Raw genomic sequence first — 1905 nt, forward strand, 5'->3', positions numbered from 1 at the left:
GAACAGCGCGCCCTCGAACCGGTCGCGGGCGATGGCGCGCGGCAGGGCCAGCCCGGCGCTGGCGCCGAGCCCCTGCAGCAGCCGCGCCAGCAGCAGGCCGGTGCCGCTCTCCGCCAGCACCGCGCCGGTGCCGGCCAGCACATACAGCACCAGCCCGGCCAGCAGCACCGGCCGCCTGCCATGGCGGTCGGACATCGGCCCCACCACCAGCTGGCCGAGGCCGATGCCCAGCAGCAGGGCGGAGATGATCAGCCCCGCCTGCTCCAGCTCCAGCGACAGGTCGGCCACCATGCGGGCGAGCGAGGGCACCACGAGGTTGGTGGCCATCTGGCCGAGCCCGGTCAGCGCCATCAGCAGCAGCAGCGTGCCGGCCGGCGCCGCGGCGGCGCCCGTCCTGGTGGAAATGCTCATTCTCTGTCCCTTGGTGCCGCCCGCGCGATGGCGGCGGCCCGCCCAGCATCTCGACAGGGGGAAAACTGTCCAATAATGCTTCAGCGCAGCATGATAAGGCGGGCTTATGCAGGGGATCGAGCTGCGGCATCTGCGCTGCCTGGTGGCGATCGCCGAGGAGGGCAGCTTCAGCCGCGCCGCGCAGCGCCTGGGCACCAGCCAGCCGGCGGTCAGCCAGCTGGTGCGGCGGCTGGAGGATGTGCTGGGCCAGCGCCTGCTGCACCGCGACCGGCTGCCCGTCACCCCCACCCCGCTGGGCGAGGCGGTGCTGCACCAGGCGCGGGAGGCGCTGGCGGCGGTGGAGCAGGCGCTCGACACCACGCGCCGCACCCTGCGCGGCGAGGCGGGGCGGCTGCGCATCGGCCTCAGCGTGCCGACGCTGCATGGCGGCGCCCCGGCGCTGATCCGCCGCTACCGCGCGGCGCGCCCGGGCGTCACGGTCGAGATGTGCGTGCTGAGCAGCCCCGACCAGCCGGCGGCGCTGCGCGAGCGGCGCATCGACCTGGCCTTTGGCGGCGTGCTGCCGGATGTGCCGGACCTCGCCCGGCGGGTGCTGGCGGATGAGCCGATGCGGGCGCTGCTGCCGGCCTGGCATAAGCTCGCCGGCGCCGCCTCCCTGCCGCTCGCCGCGCTGCGGGAGGAGGGCTGGATCCTGCCCGCCCCGCCCATGCCGCTGCGCGAGGAGATCCTGCTGCAATGCCGCCAGGCCGGCTTCACCCCGCGCGCGGCGGCCGAGGCGCCGGATTTCCTGGCCACCTGCGGGCTGGTGCTGGCCGGCGCCGGCATCGCCCTGGCGCCCGAGACCTCGCGCAGCCTGGCCGGGCCCGAGCTGGTGCTGGTGCCCTTGCAGGGCGAGGCGCCGCGCATCGTGCACGCGCTGGTCTGGCGCGCTGGCGAGGCTTCGCCCCTGGTGCGCGACCTGGTGGCGCTGGCGGCCGAGGCCTGGCCCGAGCCGGGCGGCTGAGCCTGCCGCCTCAGGCGCGGATCAGCCCGGCCTCCGGCGCGATGCCCTCGCCGCCGGGGAAGGCGCGGTCCAGCGCCTCCTGCGGCAGGCGCAGATGGTCGCGCAGCAGCCCCTTGGCCAAGGCGCGCAGGTCGCGGCTCGGCTGCAGGTCGCGCTTCTCGTAGAGCTGGGTTTCGGCGAGGCCCGGCCAATCGGCCAGCACCCGCCCGCCGGCGATGGCGCCGCCGGCCAGGAAGGCGGCGCCGCCGGTGCCGTGATCGGTGCCGCCATTGCCGTTGATGCGGGCGGTGCGGCCGAATTCGGTCATTACCAGCACCGCCGTCTGCCGCCAGCTGTCGCCGAGTGCGGTGCGCAGCGCCGCCAGGCCGTCATCCAGCTGGCCCAGCACCGGCAGCATGCGGCGCAGCTGGTCGGCATGGGTGTCCCAGCCGGTCATCTCCAGCGCCGCCACGCGCGGCCCGTCGGGGGCGGCCAGCAGCCGCCCGGCGGCC

The 1905-nt window shown here is 76.2% G+C and carries 3 protein-coding genes; 1 reads left to right on the forward strand and 2 read right to left on the reverse strand.

The annotated features are described in order from the left end of the window. A partial coding sequence (locus HMPREF0731_RS21300; protein ID WP_007006314.1) for an MFS transporter occupies window positions 1-411 on the reverse strand: 411 nt, incomplete at its 3' end. 106 nt (window positions 412-517) lie between these two features. Here HMPREF0731_RS21300 and HMPREF0731_RS21305 point away from each other — a divergent pair. Then, window positions 518-1414 carry a LysR family transcriptional regulator gene (locus tag HMPREF0731_RS21305; protein WP_007006315.1) on the forward strand — a complete coding sequence of 299 codons (897 nt, stop codon included), beginning with the start codon at window positions 518-520 and terminating at the stop codon, window positions 1412-1414. Between the two features lie 10 nt (window positions 1415-1424). On the opposite strand, the gene HMPREF0731_RS21310 is transcribed toward HMPREF0731_RS21305, so the two are convergent. Continuing rightward, the coding region (locus HMPREF0731_RS21310) for a DUF1501 domain-containing protein (RefSeq protein WP_007006316.1) at window positions 1425-1905 on the reverse strand (481 nt) is incomplete at its 5' end.

This window comes from Pseudoroseomonas cervicalis ATCC 49957 (assembly GCF_000164635.1).
GTDB classification, from domain to species: domain Bacteria; phylum Pseudomonadota; class Alphaproteobacteria; order Acetobacterales; family Acetobacteraceae; genus Pseudoroseomonas; species Pseudoroseomonas cervicalis.

What these genes read in the sequence shown, in the direction of transcription:
- HMPREF0731_RS21305 (WP_007006315.1), top strand. Translation starts at nt 518, where the DNA reads ATGCAGGGGATCGAGCTGCGGCATCTGCGCTGCCTGGTGGCGATCGCC.